The organism is Kutzneria buriramensis (assembly GCF_003387475.1).
Classification (GTDB): domain Bacteria; phylum Actinomycetota; class Actinomycetes; order Mycobacteriales; family Pseudonocardiaceae; genus Kutzneria; species Kutzneria buriramensis.
In genome coordinates this window covers 437,900-452,239 of record NZ_QUNO01000001.1, presented here as the reverse complement: position 1 = coordinate 452,239, position 14,340 = coordinate 437,900, and the positions used below count along the sequence as shown (strand labels likewise).

The 14,340-nt window shown below is 70.8% G+C and carries 15 protein-coding genes; 2 read left to right on the top strand and 13 right to left on the bottom strand.

Going from position 1 to position 14,340, the window contains the following annotated elements:
• Position 1 precedes the first annotated feature (1 nt).
• The 11 genes from nuoF to BCF44_RS02060 all read right to left on the bottom strand — a co-directional run bounded on the left by nuoF (position 2) and on the right by BCF44_RS02060 (position 11,116).
• Positions 2 to 1,303, bottom strand: coding sequence for an NADH-quinone oxidoreductase subunit NuoF (gene nuoF, locus BCF44_RS02110; protein WP_116172330.1), 1,302 nt, complete (start codon positions 1,301 to 1,303; stop codon positions 2 to 4).
• Positions 1,304 to 1,313: 10 nt separating this feature from the next.
• On the bottom strand, positions 1,314 to 2,048 hold the full coding sequence (gene nuoE, locus BCF44_RS02105) for an NADH-quinone oxidoreductase subunit NuoE (RefSeq protein WP_211352883.1): 735 nt from the start codon (positions 2,046 to 2,048) through the stop codon (positions 1,314 to 1,316).
• Between the two features lie 8 nt (positions 2,049 to 2,056).
• Positions 2,057 to 3,379 (bottom strand): NADH-quinone oxidoreductase subunit D, encoded by a 1,323-nt coding sequence (locus tag BCF44_RS02100; RefSeq protein WP_116172328.1) that lies wholly within the window; start codon positions 3,377 to 3,379, stop codon positions 2,057 to 2,059.
• Positions 3,376 to 4,143: an NADH-quinone oxidoreductase subunit C gene (locus BCF44_RS02095; RefSeq protein WP_116172327.1), complete on the bottom strand. Its 768-nt coding sequence runs from the start codon at positions 4,141 to 4,143 to the stop codon at positions 3,376 to 3,378. Before BCF44_RS02095 ends, BCF44_RS02100 begins: the two co-directional genes overlap by 4 nt.
• Positions 4,144 to 4,152: 9 nt before the next feature.
• Positions 4,153 to 4,764: a NuoB/complex I 20 kDa subunit family protein gene (locus tag BCF44_RS02090; protein ID WP_116172326.1), complete on the bottom strand. Its 612-nt coding sequence runs from the start codon at positions 4,762 to 4,764 to the stop codon at positions 4,153 to 4,155.
• A 16-nt stretch (positions 4,765 to 4,780) separates the two neighbouring features.
• On the bottom strand, positions 4,781 to 5,182 hold the full coding sequence (locus BCF44_RS02085) for an NADH-quinone oxidoreductase subunit A (protein WP_043721392.1): 402 nt from the start codon (positions 5,180 to 5,182) through the stop codon (positions 4,781 to 4,783).
• Positions 5,183 to 5,611: 429 nt separating this feature from the next.
• Positions 5,612 to 6,892: a geranylgeranyl reductase family protein gene (locus tag BCF44_RS02080; protein WP_116172325.1), complete on the bottom strand. Its 1,281-nt coding sequence runs from the start codon at positions 6,890 to 6,892 to the stop codon at positions 5,612 to 5,614.
• A gap of 37 nt (positions 6,893 to 6,929) precedes the next feature.
• Positions 6,930 to 7,880: a hypothetical protein gene (locus BCF44_RS02075; RefSeq protein WP_116172324.1), complete on the bottom strand. Its 951-nt coding sequence runs from the start codon at positions 7,878 to 7,880 to the stop codon at positions 6,930 to 6,932.
• Positions 7,881 to 8,187: 307 nt separating this feature from the next.
• The gene (locus BCF44_RS02070; protein WP_116172323.1) at positions 8,188 to 8,877 is read right to left on the bottom strand and encodes a demethylmenaquinone methyltransferase; all 690 of its coding nucleotides are present in this window, start codon (positions 8,875 to 8,877) and stop codon (positions 8,188 to 8,190) included.
• A gap of 14 nt (positions 8,878 to 8,891) precedes the next feature.
• Positions 8,892 to 10,001, bottom strand: a complete 1,110-nt coding sequence (locus BCF44_RS02065) for a glycosyltransferase (protein ID WP_116172322.1) — start codon at positions 9,999 to 10,001, stop codon at positions 8,892 to 8,894.
• Positions 9,992 to 11,116 carry a glycosyltransferase family 4 protein gene (locus BCF44_RS02060; protein ID WP_211352852.1) on the bottom strand — a complete coding sequence of 375 codons (1,125 nt, stop codon included), beginning with the start codon at positions 11,114 to 11,116 and terminating at the stop codon, positions 9,992 to 9,994. Before BCF44_RS02060 ends, BCF44_RS02065 begins: the two co-directional genes overlap by 10 nt.
• 177 nt (positions 11,117 to 11,293) lie before the next feature.
• Here BCF44_RS02060 and BCF44_RS02055 point away from each other — a divergent pair, with 177 nt between their 5' ends.
• Positions 11,294 to 12,163: an inositol monophosphatase family protein gene (locus tag BCF44_RS02055; RefSeq protein ID WP_116172320.1), complete on the top strand. Its 870-nt coding sequence runs from the start codon at positions 11,294 to 11,296 to the stop codon at positions 12,161 to 12,163.
• Here BCF44_RS02055 and BCF44_RS02050 read toward each other — a convergent pair.
• The gene (locus tag BCF44_RS02050; RefSeq protein WP_246014781.1) at positions 12,096 to 12,602 is read right to left on the bottom strand and encodes a DUF3592 domain-containing protein; all 507 of its coding nucleotides are present in this window, start codon (positions 12,600 to 12,602) and stop codon (positions 12,096 to 12,098) included. The genes BCF44_RS02055 and BCF44_RS02050 overlap by 68 nt on opposite strands.
• 66 nt (positions 12,603 to 12,668) lie before the next feature.
• On the opposite strand from BCF44_RS02050, the gene BCF44_RS02045 reads away from it, so the two are divergent.
• Complete coding sequence (locus BCF44_RS02045; RefSeq protein ID WP_246014830.1) at positions 12,669 to 13,910, top strand: isochorismate synthase; 1,242 nt, start codon at positions 12,669 to 12,671, stop codon at positions 13,908 to 13,910.
• Here the strand turns inward: BCF44_RS02045 and BCF44_RS02040 are convergent.
• Positions 13,907 to 14,329: a hypothetical protein gene (locus BCF44_RS02040; protein ID WP_116172319.1), complete on the bottom strand. Its 423-nt coding sequence runs from the start codon at positions 14,327 to 14,329 to the stop codon at positions 13,907 to 13,909. The two genes, BCF44_RS02045 and BCF44_RS02040, sit on opposite strands and share 4 nt — an antisense overlap.
• Positions 14,330 to 14,340 lie beyond the last annotated feature (11 nt).

Genomic DNA, 14,340 nt, shown 5'->3' with positions numbered 1-14,340 from the left:
CTCAGTGCGCTCCTGCCAGTGCGTGCTTCCCGTTGCTGACCGCGTTCTGCTCGCACAGCGCCAGGAACTCGTCCTTGAAGTACTTGATGCCGCTCTGGATCGGGCTCACCGCGCCGTCGCCGAGCGCGCAGAACGAGCGCCCCAGCACGTTGTCGCAGATGTCCAGCAGGGTGTCGATGTCGGCGGGCGTGCCCTCGCCGCGCACCATCCGCTGGAGGATCTGCACCAGCCAGTAGGTGCCCTCCCGGCACGGCGTGCACTTGCCGCAGGACTCGTGCTTGTAGAACTCGGTCCACTTCATCACGGCCCAGGGCACCGACACCGTCTCGTTGAAGATCTGCAACGCGGTGGTGCCCAGCATCGAGCCGGCCTCGGCGGCGCCCTCGAAGTCCAGCGGCACGTCCAGGTGCTCGGCCGTGAACAGCGGGGTGGAGCTGCCGCCCGGCGTCCAGAACTTCAGCGGCACGCCGTCCTTCATGCCGCCGGCCAGCTCCAGCAGCTCGCGCAGCGTGGCGCCCATCGGCGCCTCGTACTGGCCGGGGTTGGTGACGTGGCCGGACAGCGAGAAGATCTTCGGGCCCGGCGAGCGGTCCCGGCCCATGGTGCGGAACCAGTCCGAGCCACCGTTGACGATGAACGGCACGCTGGCGATGGTCTCCACGTTGTTCACCACGGTCGGCGACTCGTACAGGCCCGAGGTGGCCGGGAACGGCGGCTTGAGCCGCGGCTGGCCGCGCAGCCCCTCCAGCGAGTCCAGCAGCGCCGTCTCCTCGCCGCAGATGTACGCGCCGGCGCCGGAGTGGATCACCACGTCCAGGTCGAAGCCCGAGCCGAGGATGTCCTTGCCCAGGTAGCCCGCCTCGTAGGCCTCGCGCACCGCGGCCTGCATCCGCCGGATGCAGTGCAGCGCCTCGCCGCGCACGTAGACCGCGGCGAAGTTGGCCCTGATCGCGTACGAGGTGATGATGATGCCCTCGACCAGCGAGTGCGGGTCGGCCATCATCAGCGGGATGTCCTTGCAGGTGCCCGGCTCGCCCTCGTCGGCGTTGATCACGAGGTAGTGCGGCTTGCCGTCGCCCTGCGGGATGAAGCCCCACTTCATGCCGGTCGGGAAGCCCGCGCCGCCGCGGCCGCGCAGCCCGGAGTCCTTGCACAGCTGGATCAGCTGGTCCGGGTGGGCCGTGAGCGCCTTGCGCAGGGCGGTGTAGCCCTCCAGCTGCTCGTAGGTCCGGATCGTCCACGAGCGCGGCGACAGCCAGCGCTTGGTCAGTACCGGGGTCAGTGGTTTGACGTCGTTGGTCACTGCCGCCCCCTCACTTCTTCTCCGGCAGAGCGGGGAACTCGACCGAGTCCGGCATCGCCGGCGCGGTCCACCCCTTCTCGTGCGCGATCTTGGCTCCGCGCAGCGTCTCCGGCGCGGCCGACGGACCGTCCACATCGGACTCCCGCCCGTCCAGGAAGCCGGCCAGCTGCAGCTCCACCTGGCGGAAGTCGGTCAGCGGCGCGCCCCTGGTGGGGTCCGGCTTCTTGCCGGCCTGCAGCTGCTTGACCAGGTCCAGCGCCGACTCCGGCGTCTGGTTGTCGTAGAACTCGTAGTTGACCTGGAGCACCGGGCCGAGGTCGCAGGCGGCCAGGCACTCGGCGTGCTCCAGCGTGATCGAGCCGGGCTCGCCCGGCTCGCCCGAGGTCTCCTCGTGGCCCAGCGGCTTGCCGCCCGAGCCGAGGTGCTTGCGCAGCCGGTCGTAGATGTCGTCGCCGCCCAGCGCCGCGCACAAGGTGTTGGTGCACACGGAAACCAGGTGCTCGCCGCAGGGCTTGCGCTTGTACATCGTGTAGAAGGTGGCCACCGCGCTCACCTCGGCGGTGGTCAGGTCCAGCTGGTCGGCGCAGAACGCGATGCCGTCCACGCTGACGTAGCCCTCGACCGACTGCACGAGGTGCAGCATCGGCAGCAGCGCCGAGCGGGCCCGCGGGTACCGGGCGATGATCGCCCGGGCCTTCTCCGCGAGGTCCGCGCCGAACACGTCGTCGGAGACGTCGTTGGACAGATCAGAGGTCACCGGTCACACCCACCCATCACCGGGTCGATCGAGGCCACCGCGGCGATGACGTCGGCGACCATGCCGCCCTCGCTCATCGCCGGCATCGACTGGAGGTTCACGAAACTTGGCTCCCGCACGTGCACCCGCATCGGCCGGGTGCCGCCGTCGGAGACGACGTGGTAGCCCAGCTCGCCGCGCGGCGACTCCACCGGCACGTACACCTGGCCGGCCGGCACCGCGAAGCCCTCGGTGACCAGCTTGAAGTGGTGGATCAGGGACTCCATCGACTGCCCCATGATCTTGCGGACGTGCTCGAGCGAGTTGCCCATGCCGTCCGAGCCGATGGTCAGCTGGGCCGGCCACGCGATCTTGGCGTCGGCCACCATCACCGGGCCCGGCTTGAGCCGCTTGACCGCCTGCTCGATGATCCGCAGCGACTGGTGGATCTCCTCCAGCCGCAGCAGGTAGCGGGCGTAGCAGTCGGCATCGGTCGAGGTGGGCACCTCGAAGTCGTAGGTCTCGTAGCCCAGGTACGGCTCGACCTTGCGCATGTCCCAGGGCAGGCCGGCCGACCGCAGGATCGGGCCGGTCATGCCCAGCGCCAGGCAGGCGTCCACCGGCAGCACGCCGATGCCGGCCAGCCGGTTCTTCCAGATCGGCTGGCCGGTCAGCAGCTTGTCGTAGTCCGGCAGCCGCTTCTTCATCAGCTTGACGAAGGCCGTGATCGTCTCGACCGCGTCGGCCGGGAAGTCCTGGGCCAGGCCGCCCGGCCGGATGTACGCGTGGTTCATCCGCAGGCCGGTCAGGTACTCCAGCAGGTGCAGGACTTCCTCGCGCTCGCGGAAGCCGGCGGTCATGCCGGTCAGCGCGCCCAGCTCCATGCCGCCGGTGGCCAGCGCCACCAGGTGCGAGCCGATGCGGTTGATCTCCATCAGCAGCACGCGGCCGACCTGCGCCCGCTCCGGCACCTCGACGCCGAGCAGCTTCTCCACCGCCATGCAGTAGGCGGCCTCGTTGAACAGCGGCGCCAGGTAGTCCATCCGCGTCACGAAGGTGACGCCCTGGGTCCAGTTCCGGTACTCGACGTTCTTCTCGATGCCGGTGTGCAGGTAGCCGATGACGGTGCGGCCCTGGGTGACGGTCTCGCCCTCCAGCTCCAGCACCAGCCGCAGCACGCCGTGCGTGGACGGGTGCTGGGGGCCGAGGTTCATCACGATGCGCTCGTTGCCGAGCGCGTCCTCGACGACCTCGTCCCAGTCACCGCCGAACACGTTGAAGACCGTGCCCTCGGTGGTCTCCCGCGAGCTCGCGTAGATGTCCTCTTCGGTGCTGCTCATGAGTACGACCTCCGCTGGTCGGGCGGCGGGATCTCGGCGCCCTTGTACTCGACCGGGATGCCGCCCAGCGGGTAGTCCTTGCGCTGCGGGTGGCCGTCCCAGTCGTCCGGCATCAGGATTCGGGTCAGCGCGGGGTGGCCGTCGTAGACGATCCCGAACATGTCCCAGGCCTCGCGCTCCTGCCAGTCCGCGGTCGGGTAGACCTCGACCACGGACGGCATGTGCGCGTCGTCCACGTCGACGCAGACCTCCAGCCGGATCCGGCGGCGGTAGGTCATCGACGTGAGGTGGTAGACGGAGTGCAGCCGCTGCGGCACGTCCGCGCCGTAGTCCACGCCGGACACCGAGCTGCACAGTTCGAAGCGCAGCGCCGGGTCGTCCCGCAGGATCCGGGCGACCTCCAGCAGGTGCTCGCGGCGCAGGTAGAAGGTGATCTCGCCGCGGTCCACGGTGATCTGCTGCACGGTGTCGTCCGGCAGATCGGCGTCGGAGATCGCGGCCAACAGCTCGTCGGCGACCTCGTCGAACCAGCCGCCGAAGGGCCGCTCGCTGGGGGCCGCCACGTGCGCCGGCAGCCGCAGGCCGCCGAAGCCGGAGGTGTCGCCGGAGCCGGAGATGTGGAACATGCCCTTGCGGGCGCGACCGGTCACCAGCGGGCCGCCCGCGGGCTGCGGCCCGCGGGGCTCCAGGCCCTCGGCCGGGCGGTCGGCGCTGGACTGCACGCCGCCGGGCTCGGGAGTGGTGGTGGGCTTGTCGTCAGTCACGGGAACGCGTCACTCCCCGGCGGTGAGCTGGTGGCGGTGGCTGGGGTCGACCGGGCCGCGGAAGCTCTTGCTGCCGGGCTTGCCGTAGTGGACCGAGGACGGCACCAGCTCGGTGCGGTGGCCGGAGGCGGCCAGCAGCGCGGCGCGCTTGGCGCCCAGCGGCTCGTCCATGATCTTCTGGTGGATCTTGAGGATGGCGTCGATGAGCATCTCGGGGCGGGGCGGGCAGCCCGGCAGGTACATGTCCACCGGCACCACGTGGTCCACGCCCTGCACCACGGCGTAGTTGTTGAACATGCCGCCCGACGAGGCGCACACGCCCATCGCCAGCACCCAGCGCGGCTCCGGCATCTGGTCGTAGATCTGGCGCAGCACCGGGGCCATCTTGTTGGTCACCCGGCCGGCCACGATCATCAGGTCGGCCTGCCGCGGCGAGGCGCGGAAGACCTCCATGCCGAAGCGCGCCAGGTCGTAGCGGGGCGCACCGGTGGTCATCATCTCGATGGCGCAGCAGGCCAGGCCGAAGGTCGCCGGCCACAGCGAGGACTTGCGCGTCCAGTTGACCAGTTTTTCGACGCTGGCCAGCATGATCCCGTTGGGGAGCTTCTCCTCAAGACCCATCTCGCCGCTCCCTAGGTCAGTTCCAGTCCAGGCCGCCGCGGCGCCACACGTAGGCGTAGGCGAACCCGACGGTTGCGATGAACAGGACGATCTCCACGACCCCGAACAGCCCCAGGGCGTCGGAGTTCACCGCGAACGGGTAGAGGAAGACCATCTCGATGTCGAACAGGATGAACAGCATCGCGGTGAGGTAGTACGCCACCGGCATCCGGCCGCCGCCGACGATCGGCTGCGGGGACGGTTCGATCCCGCACTCGTAGGCGTCCAGCTTGGCCTTGTTGTAGCGGCGGGGTCCCGTGAACGGCGCCGCCGTCACCGAGAACAACGCGAATGCGGCCGCCAGCACGAACAGGCACACCAACGGGACATAGGCCCCCAGAGCCGAGGGGGCCGCTGCGGCTTCAGCGACGTTCAGCACCTTTTCGTCTCCTCCGTGTGGGGCCGATCACCGGCCACGTGACGGAACCCTAGGGGTGACGTTCGCCGCACACTCGGTAAGGCAGACCTAACCTCGACCGCCCCGACCTGCGGGTTCATCGACACCTCCCACCGTCGACGCCTGCCAGCCTTGTGAAATTCTTCACAAGCTTGTGAACCAGTTCACAAGCGAGCCGAGTGTATGCCCCCTCCCCCCGCTCTCTACAGGGGGTTGACAACCAGCGGGTTTCAAGATCATGAAGGGTGACGTTCCGCTACGCCGATCGGGTGTTTTCGGGAATTCCCCGACAATGGCCGGGAAATGAAAAATCCCCTCGTGCGAGGGGATTTTTCGCGGCTCCGAGCTGGGCAAACGGGGTGTCACACAGGGTGATCGGCCGGACGTGGGACGTCCGGTGTGATCATGATCTCAGACCGCCGGGGCGAGCCTCGTGGCCAGCGTGATCACGCGGTCCATGGCGTCGCCGTCCTTCTCGTCGTACAGGCCGGCCAGCAGCTTCAGCACCAGCTTCATCAGCCGCTCCTGCGGCATGCCGTAGCGGGTGGCCGTGCGCATGATCGTCGGGTTGCCGATCAGCTTCGAGAAGATGTTGCCCAGGCGGTAGTAGCTGCCCAGCGCCTCGCGCAGGCGGGTCGGGTAGGCGTGCAGGGCGTGTTCGCGGGACATGCCGGCCGGGCGGGCCATCGCCTGCACCACGCACTCCGCCGCCAGCCGCGCCGACTCCATGGCGTAGCCGATGCCCTCGCCGTTGAACGGGTTCACCGTGCCGCCCGCGTCGCCCACCAGCAGCAGGCCGTTGCGGTAGTGCGGGGTGCGGTTGAAGCCCATCGGCAGCGCGGCGCCGCCGACCTTGCCGATCGCGTTCTCGTCGCGGAAGCCCCACTCCTCCGGCGTGCCGTCCAGCCACGTCTTCATCAGCGCGCGGTAGTCCGTGCGGCCGTAGGCCTTTGAGGTGGACAGGATGCCCAGGCCCACGTTGACCGTGCCGTCGCCCATACCGAAGATCCAGCCGTAGCCCGGCATCAGCACCGGCTTCGCCGGGTCCGAGCGGTCCCACAGCTCCAGGTGCGACTCGAGGTAGTCGTCGTGCGTGCGGGGGCTGCGGTAGTAGCGGCGGACCGCCACCCCCATCGGCCGGTCGTCGCGCTTCTCGATGCCCATCGACAGCGCCAGCCGGGCCGACACCCCGTCGCAGGCCAGCACGATCGGCGCGCGGAACGTCTTGCCGTCCTTGGACTTCACGCCCTCGATCCGGCCCGTGCGGTCGTTCGTGATCGCGCCCGTGATCGTCGTCGCCTCGTGCAGCCGGGCGCCCGACTTCTGGGCGTTGCGGGCCAGCATCTCGTCGAAGTCCTGGCGGGGGCGCACCACGCCGTAGGGCGGGAAGCTCGCCAGCTCCGGCCACGGCAGGTCCAGCTTCGTGCGGCCCGCGATCACCCGCAGGCCCTTGTTGTGCAGCCAGCCCGCCTCTTCCCGGGTGTCGATGCCCAGGTCGATCAGCTGCTTCACGCCGCGCGGCGTCAGCCCGTCGCCGCACACCTTCTCCCGCGGGAAGGTGCTCTTCTCCAGCAACAGCACGTCCAGCCCGGCCCGCGCCAGGTACGTCGCGGCGGTCGAACCGGCAGGCCCGGCCCCCACCACGATCACGTCGGCGTCGTCGCCGGCCTGGCCTCGGCTGGGCGTGGTCATGCCGGACTCCCTCGTTCACGTGCAGGTCGAACCGAGTCTAGCTGTGGGCGCCCGACACCCTCGCCGACCGAGTCACTGCGCTGTCATAGGCACCGCAGAGGTCACGCAGGACACCGGCCGGGTCCTTGTGCAAGCGCGACGGCACCGTGTGCACGACCAGGACGCCGGCGGCCGTGAGGGCCGAGTGCCGGCGCGTGGTTCGCTCGTGGTCGGCCGGGGCCAGGTGGAACTCCCTCGAGTCGATCTCCCAGGCCAGGCCGACGTCTTCCCACCAGGCGTCCACGACCGCCAGAGACCGTCCCTGCTCGTCCCGCAGCTCCACGTTCCACGCGGGGGCGGGCAGCCGACTGCGCAGGACCAGCCGGCGCGCCCAAGCCTCCGCCGCCGACCGGACACCGTCATCGACCTCCGTGAGCACCATCCGCGGCAAGGCCGAACCGCGGAGCCGGAGGTGCGCCAGTTCCGTGGTGAGACCGGCGATCGTGCACACATTTCGCTGAAGCCCGTCGGCGATCATCGACCGCACGACGTCCAGCCGGCCTTCCCGCCTTGCCGCGTCGACAAGCGCACGCGCCGCGCTGACCAGCGGAATCCCGTCCACGACTGTCGTCGACCATCGCCGCTTCGAACGTTCGACCAGCATGAACGACTGGCTGCCCAGCCGGCTGTCGGGCTCGACCAGCACGTGCACCGGACCTTCAGCCGGAACGCGGCGGACACCGTGTCGCCTGGCCGCCTCCACACCGGTGATGACTGCGTTTGGTCCGGCACGTAGCAACGCGGCTCTCACCATCTGCCGACGATTCGGCGCACCCCCGGTCAGCAGGTAGACACCCGTCAGCAGCCTGGTCCAGCCGCCGCCCGGTCGGCAGCGGCGAGCCGGCAGCGACTGGTCGACGCCGAGGCGTACCAGGTCCGTCCAACACGCCACGGCGTCGGGGAACAACGCCAACAACCGGCCGTCATCGAGGGTGTTGTGTCTCGTCACTCTCCCAATGATCGGCATACGCGCGCGCGACGCCACCACCAATCTCCAACCTGTGGATAACTCCGCACCCCTGTGGAAAACCCCACCAACCACACCCTTTTGTTGCCACATGCGCTTCCCATTTGGCGTCTGGTGACATCTAGGAAGCGCATGTGGCACCGGGGCGCTCGGCGGCTGAGGCCCCTCGGCAGTAGCGGGTGATGCCACATGCGCTTCCTACTTGTCACTGGGACGCAAGTAGGAAGCGCATGTGGCGGAAAAGCGCATGCAGGGGTGGGTGGGCGCCGAGAGAGTGGGAGGGAGGCTGCTAGGCCGGTTTGGTGGCGCGGTGGAGGGCGGCCATGCCGCCGGTGAGGTTCATCCAGGCGACGTCCTCCCAGCCGGCCTCGGCGATGAGCTCGGCGAGGGTGCGCTGGTCGTGCCAGTCGCGGATGGACTCGGCGAGGTAGCTGTAGGCGTCGGAGTTGGAGGCGACGGGGCGGGCGATCACGGGCAGGGCCCGGAGGGCGACGTTGTTGTAGAGCTGGCGGAGGGGTTTCCAGCTGGGCTTGGAGAGTTCGCAGATGACGAGGCGGCCGCCGGGGCGGACCACGCGGGCCATCTCGCGGAGGGCGTCGACGGTGCCCTGGAAGTTGCGCAGCCCGAAGGAGACGGTGGCGGCGTCGAAGACGCCGGAGGCGAACGGGAGGTGCAGGGCGTCGGCGGCGATCTTGGGGACGGGGCGGCGGGCGCCGGAACGCAGCATGCCGAGGGAGAAATCGGCGGCGACGCACCAGGCGCCGGCGCTGCCGAACTCGACGGTGGACACGGCGGTGCCGGCGGCGAGGTCGAGGATCTTCTCCCCGGCCTTGGCGTCGAGGACCTTGCGGGTCCACTCGCGCCACCGCCGGTCGAACCCGAGCGTCATCACGGAGTTCGTCAGGTCGTAGCCCTTGGCCACGCCGTCGAACATCTCGGCGACCTCGCGCGGGTTCTTGTCCAAGCCGGCTCGCGACATGACGGGAGCCTATGTCACCCCGCGCGCAGGGCGGCCAGCATCCCGTCGACGGCGGCGGGCCAGGGGAACTCCTCGGCCCGGGCCCGGGCGGCGGCCCGGCGGTCGGCCTCGGGGTCGGCGAGCAGGTCGGCGACGGCGGAGGCGAAGGCGGGCGCGTGGTCGGAGACGGCGGCGCCGCAGCCGGGGGCGACGATTTCTCGCAATGCGGAAGAGGCGGACACGACGACGGGGGTGCCGGAGGCGAGGGCCTCCAGCGCCGCGAGCCCGAACGTCTCGTGCGGGCCGGGGGCGAGCGACACGTCGGCGGAGGCGAGCAGGGTGGCGACCTGCGGCCGCGACGACACGAACCCGAGGAAGGTGATGGGCAGGCCGGCGGCGCGGCGTTCGAGGGCCTCGCGGCGCGGGCCGTCGCCGGCGATGACCAGGCGCACGTCGTAGCCGGATTCGTACAGCTCGGCGACGGTGTCGACGCTGCGTTCCACGTGCTTCTCGGGCGACAGCCGGCCGCAGTGGACGATCAACGTGCTGGCGCCGCGAACGAGATCACCCCTTACTGCCGTGTCACGCCGCCAAGGCGTGAATTCGCGCAGGTCGACGCCGAGGGGGACGCGGCGCACGTTGGTGGCGCCGATGCGGTCGAACTCCTCGCGGGCGAAGTCGGTGGTGCAGACGACGGTGTCGTAGCTGGCGGCCATCCGCCGGTTCGCCCAGTCCGCGCCCCGCGCGGCCGGCCGGTGCGGCACCAGGAACTGCTCCAGCAGCCGGTCGAGCCGCTCGTGCGAGATCACGACGCTGGGCACGTCGTGGTCGCGGGCCCAGTGCCCCATCCCCCGCAGCGTGAGGCGGTCGGAGACCTCCAGCCGGTCCGGCCGGAGCTGGTCGAGCAGCGCCCGCACCCGCCACGGGTCGACGGCGCGGTAACCGCCGGTGCCGGGCAAAACCGGTGCACGCAGCGTGATGCGCCGGACGCCGTTGGCCAGGCGTTCACTCGACGGGGTATCACCCGGAACAACGAGGTAGACCTCGTGCCCGCGCAGCACGTAGCCGGCGCCGAGGTGGTGCAACGCGGTGCGCAGCCCGCCGGATCGTGGTCCATAGAAATTGGCGAGCTGGACTACGCGCACCGAGACTCCGGCTGGTCGAGCAGCTCGGCGTAGTGCCCGAGCAGCTCGTCGCAGACCGCCGGCCAGGTTCGGGCCTGCACGGATCGACGCGCGGCCGCACCGAATGCGGCCCTGGTGGCGTCATCGCGCAGCAGATCCACGCTTCGCCGCAGGCCGGCGGCGAACTCGTCGTCGGCCCACGGCGGCAGCAGGAAGCCGGTACGGCCGTGGTCGATCAGGTCGGACGGCCCACCGGCGTCCGGTGCGACCGCCGGCAGCCCGGACGCCAGCGCCTCCTGCACGGTCTGGCAGAACGTCTCGTGCGGCCCGGTGTGCACGAACAGGTCCAGGCTCGCGTAAACCTGGGCCAGCTCCTCGCCGGTCTTCATGCCCAGGAACGCGGCCCCCGGCAGCTTGTCCCGCAGCACCTGCTCGTCGGGGCCGGCGCCGACGACGACCAGCCGCACCCCCGGCGCCTCGTTCAGCGCGGCGAGCCGGTCGACCCGCTTCTCCGGCGCGAGCCGCCCCACGAAGCCGACCAGCAGCTCGCCGTTGGGCGCCAACTGGGCGTGCAGCGCCTCGTCCCGCTTGGTGGGATCGTATCGCTCCACGTCAACGCCCCGGCCCCACCGGTGCACCCGCGGCACCCCGCGCTCCCGCAGCTCGCGGACCGCCCAGCTGGACGGCGCGAGGGTGCGGGTGGCCAGCGAGTGCAGGCGTTTGGTCCAACGCCAGGCGGTTCTGGCGCCGAGCCCGAGTCCGTACGAACCGGCGAAGCCGGCGATGTCGGTCTGATAGACAGCGATGGTCGGCAGGCCGAGCTTGCGGGCCGCCGACAGCCCGCGGGCGCCGACCACGAACGGTGAGGCCAGGTGCACCAGGTCCGGCTTGAAGTCGGCCAGCGCGGTGAGCACCTTGCGGGTCGGCACGCCCACGGGCAGCGAGCTGACGAACGGGAAGTCGACGGCCGGCAGCCGCACCACCGGGGTGTCCTCATGGCGGTCGGGACCCGCCCCGGGCGCGACGACCAGGCTCTGGATACCGTACCGGCGCAGGTGCGCCAGCACCTGGACGACGGAGTTGGTCACCCCGTTGACCTGCGGCAGGAAGCTCTCGGTGACGATCGCGACGCGCACCCGCCCAGCGTCCGCGCCCATCCCGTACGGAGGGTGACCGGATGGCGAACGGTGCCCGAACTCCTCAGGTCAGGGATTCCGCCCGGCCCGGGCGGCCCGCAGACTTGATCTGGTGATCTCCGGGACGTCACCTCTGATTCTCGTCGGCGACACCGAGCGCGTTCACGCTCGGGTGGCGTGACCCTCTTGTCCTCCCGATCGATTCAGCCGGTGGACCCCGGGCTGCTGTCCCGGGCGCTGGAGGTCGCCGGTCGCCTGGCCAACGACGCGTCCGACGTGATCACGGCGACGGCCGGCCGCGGCGCGCGGCCGGAGTCCAAGGACTCCCCGTTCGACTGGGTCACCGACACCGACCGCACCCTGGAGCGCCACACCCGCCGCGTGCTGGCCAGCGAGTTCCCCGGCATCCCCGTGCACGGCGACGCGTTCGGCGCCGACGAGGAGATCAACGACGCGCCGTACCGCTGGGTGGTCGACCCGGTGGACGGCACCACCAACTACGTCGCCGGCATCCCGTGGTGCGCCTACAGCCTCGCGCTGCTCGACGTGCACGGACCGGTGGTCGGCGTGGTCGCCGACCCGTACCGCGCGCAGATCTACGCCGCCGCGCGCGGCCGTGGCACCCGGGCCAACGGCACGCCGGTCAAGCTGGTGGACAAGACCGAGGTCGCCGGGGCCGTGATGTGCACGGAGTGGACCAAGACCGGCCCGTGGCCCGGCATGGACAGCTTCATCGCCCGTGCGGCCAAGGCGCGCACCGGCGTGCGCGTGCTCGGTTCCGCGGCGCTGTCGGTCGCACAGGTCGCGCTCGGCCATGCCGCCGCGGCCGTGCTGCACGGCTATCACGAGTGGGACGTCGCCGGCGCGGTCGCGCTGGCCGTGGAATCCGGCGCCGTGGTGCTCGACCGGCGCGGCGAGGGCGATCCGCTGCCCTTGGACGGCCTGCTGGTCGCGGCGCCGGGCGTTGCGGACGAGGTGCTCACGTGGTGGCAGGAGTCCTTGGACGTCGCAGCCACCAGACCAGTCCAGCCGCGACTGCCCACGTGATGGCGAACAGCATGCCGACCGGCAGGAACGACAGGCGGTAGTCGCGCCCGGCCACGCGGACCAGCTCGTCCGGGTGCGCCGTGTCGTACTCGATCTGCACCCGCTGACCCGCCTGGAGGTCCTGCGGGTAGAGCACGCCGTTGTACGGAATGTGGGTCGTGCCGTCGGGAGTGGTGAACCTCACGACAGTTCGGTCGAAGGCCACGGACTGCACGTCGGCGTCCGCCTTGCCCAGCCGGGACTCGATGGCGTGGTCGTCGCGCCAGGCCCCGGCGATCAGCAGCAGGCCCATGGCCGTGACCAGCGACGCGGCCGTCACCACGGCGATCAGCCAGCGACGACGGGCCGCCGGCAGCCGGTCCAGACCGAGGAACGCCCAGCGTGTCCGGTTCGGACCGGCCTGCTCGACCGGTCGGGCCGCGACTGCGTTCTCCACCACAGCGCCCGAGTGTAGGCCCGCTCCGGGTCACGGTCCGGCGGACCGCGCTCTACGCTCGAAGGCGTGATGACCGCTCCGAATCCCCGCGCCACCGGTTTGCGAGCCCGCAGCCGCGTGGTGCGCACCGACGAGGATCTGCTGCGGCTGCTGCCCTCCGCCGAGGAGGCGCTGGCCTGGGTGATGCGTGGTGAGGGGCTGGTCGGCTGGGGCGAGGCCGCCCGGTTCGAGCCGTCCGGCGCGGACCGGTTCGAGCAGGCCGACCGCTGGTGGCGGGATTACGCCGCGGGCATCGACTGCGCGGACGAGGTCGGGCTGCCCGGCTCCGGGCCGGTGGCGTTCGTCAGCATGGCGTTCGCCGACGACCCCGGCTCGTCCGTGCTGGTCGTGCCGCAGGTGCTGGTCGGCCGCCGGGACGGCATCACGTGGGTGACGGAGATCGGCGAGCCGGCGGAGGGGCCGTTCCACGCGGTCGAGCCGGTGCGCAAGCCGTCCACGATCCGCTACTCCGAGGGTGAGCTGTCGGTCACCGACTACCGGGACGCGGTGGAGCAGGCGGTCAAGCGGATGCGGGCCGGAGAGCTGGACAAGGTCGTGCTCGCGCATGACCTCGTGGCCAGCGTCGAGGAGACCGTCGATCCGCGGTTCCTGCTGCACGGCCTGTCGGCGAAGTATCCGAGCTGCTGGGTCTTCTCGGTGGACGGACTCGTCGGCGCGACGCCGGAGATGCTGATGCGCCGGCAGGACTCACGGGTGTACTCCCGGGTGCTCGCCGGCACGATGTGGCCGCACGCCGGCGTGGACGCTGACGAGCTGGCGCAGGAGCTGCTGGCGTCGGCCAAGAACCAGGGCGAGCACACCTACGCCGTCGAGTCGCTGGCCGAGGCGCTTCGACCGTTCTGTTCCTCGATGTCCGTGTCGCCGCGTCCGCACGTGCTGCGACTGCCGAACGTCATGCACTTGGCCAGCGATGTCGCCGGCGAGCTGGCCGGCGAGTCGTCGCTGCTGCGGCTGGCCGGGGCCGTGCATCCCACCGCCGCTGTCGGCGGCACTCCGCGGGCGAAGGCCGTGGCCACCATCACCGAGTTGGAGGGCATGGACCGCGGCCGGTACGCCGGGCCCGTCGGCTGGGTCGACGCCAACGGCGACGGCGAGGTCGGCATCGCGCTGCGGTGCGCGCAGGTCGCCGGGTCCACCGTGCGGCTGTTCGCCGGCGGCGGTGTCGTGCCCGATTCCGATCCCGACACCGAGGTCGCCGAGGCCGCCGCGAAGATGATCCCGATCCGCGACGCCCTGGAGCGTGCCGACTAGCCGGCGAGGGCCTCCGCGAAGCGCATCCCGTCCGCCTTGGCGAAGATGAAGGCGACGTTGATCACTAGCGGCTCGCCGTCCACTGCCAGCTTGAACCGCACCTTCAGTGGGCCACGTTTGAGGCCGCTCAGCATGATCAGGCGACGCGGGATGCTCGCGATCACCTTCGATCTCCGGAGCGTCACGCCCGGCTGGACCAGCAGCAGGCGGTGGTCGGTCAGCGCCAGGTAGATCGTCGACGGCGCCACCGTCCCCGCCATCATGCCGCCGGTCAGCACCGCCGTCGCCACCGCGATGCCGATCTGCTCGCGCATCGAGGTCGTGCTGACGCTGGCCTGGCCGAGCAGTTCCAGGCGCTCACCCGGCGCCAGCTCCGGCACGAGCGTCTCGGTGAGCAGTCGCTCGTGGATGCCCCTCATGGTCCGCCTTC

Excerpts from the sequence above, each read along its gene's own strand:
- BCF44_RS02100 (WP_116172328.1), bottom strand. The coding sequence starts at position 3,379 with ATGAGCAGCACCGAAGAGGACATCTACGCGAGCTCGCGGGAGACCACC.
- BCF44_RS02040 (WP_116172319.1), bottom strand. The coding sequence starts at position 14,329 with ATGAGGGGCATCCACGAGCGACTGCTCACCGAGACGCTCGTGCCGGAG.
- BCF44_RS02070 (WP_116172323.1), bottom strand. The coding sequence starts at position 8,877 with ATGTCGCGAGCCGGCTTGGACAAGAACCCGCGCGAGGTCGCCGAGATG.
- BCF44_RS02045 (WP_246014830.1), top strand. The coding sequence starts at position 12,669 with ATGACCGCTCCGAATCCCCGCGCCACCGGTTTGCGAGCCCGCAGCCGC.
- BCF44_RS02080 (WP_116172325.1), bottom strand. The coding sequence starts at position 6,892 with ATGACCACGCCCAGCCGAGGCCAGGCCGGCGACGACGCCGACGTGATC.
- BCF44_RS02090 (WP_116172326.1), bottom strand. The coding sequence starts at position 4,764 with ATGGGTCTTGAGGAGAAGCTCCCCAACGGGATCATGCTGGCCAGCGTC.